The organism is Streptomyces niveus (assembly GCF_001723055.1).
Taxonomy (GTDB): Bacteria; Actinomycetota; Actinomycetes; order Streptomycetales; family Streptomycetaceae; genus Streptomyces; species Streptomyces niveus.
On record NZ_MDCR01000582.1, the window covers coordinates 1 to 1031 of the forward strand.

At 80.3% G+C, this 1031-nt stretch carries 1 pseudogene; it reads right to left on the bottom strand.

Annotated elements, in window-relative coordinates:
• Positions 1 to 1031: pseudogene (locus tag BHU15_RS40755) on the bottom strand (LuxR family transcriptional regulator); the annotation flags it as partial.

Sequence of the window (1031 nt, forward strand, 5' to 3'; positions counted from 1 at the left end):
TGGCGGCCTGCGCGAGACCGTGCGGCCCGGTGTCGGCAGCCGCCGACGACGCGTGCTCCGCGCAGGCACGGGCGTCGCCTTCCACGGAGGCCGCCATGGCGAGTACGGCGTGCAGCGCGGCGGCGGCGTTGCGCTGCCCCAGCCGGTCGGCGGCGCGCAGCCCCTCGTACGCGTGGACACGGGCGGGCGCGTGGCGGCCCGCCCGCAGTTCGCCGTACGCCAGGTGCTCCAGGGCCTGCGGCAGCAGGGCCTCAGGGCCGTGGGCGCGTACGGCGGCCAGCGCCCGCACACCGGCCCGGCAGGCGGCGTCGACGTCGCCGACGACGAGGGCGGCGATGCCCGACCGCAGCAGGGCCGCGGGGTCGCCGGTGCGCCCGTCCGCATCGAGGCAGCCGCGCAGCAGTGCGTGCCCCTCGTCCGTACGTCCGCCGAGTACGGCGCACATGCCCGCGCGGAAGTGGTCGAGCGCCGGCTCGGTGCCAAGACCGGCGACCCGGTCCATGGCGCGCACGTATCCGGGCACGTCGCCGGTGAGCCAGGCGGCCTCCGCCGCCCCGAGCAGGGCGCCGACGGCGCGCGCCCGGTCGGACGGCGCGAGCAGTCCGGCGGCGGTGAGCAGTGCCTCCCCGGCGTCGGCGACCGGCCCGTCGCGCAGCGCGACCAGCCCGCGTACATAGTGGGCGCGGCCGGGCGCGGGTTCCGTACGTACCCGGGTCAGCAGCGCGCGGGCGCCTCCCGGGTCCCCGGCGAGCCAGGCGTGCTCGGCGGCCGCTGCGTATCGCTCGCCGCGCAGGGCCTCGTCGGTGGACAGGGCGGCGGCCCTGGTGAGGGCCGTGGCGCGGTCGGCGTGCGGGCGGGGCGGACAGGCCGCGCGTGCCAGGGCCTCGGCGAGGGCGGCGTCGTGCCCGCCGGCCGCGCAGGCGCGCTGGACCAGTCTCGGCAGCGTCCGGTGCGGTCCGTCGAGCACCGTGGCGAGCAGGCGGTGCACGGCGCGGCGGCGGGCGGGCGGGGCGCCGCGCAACAGGGCCCGG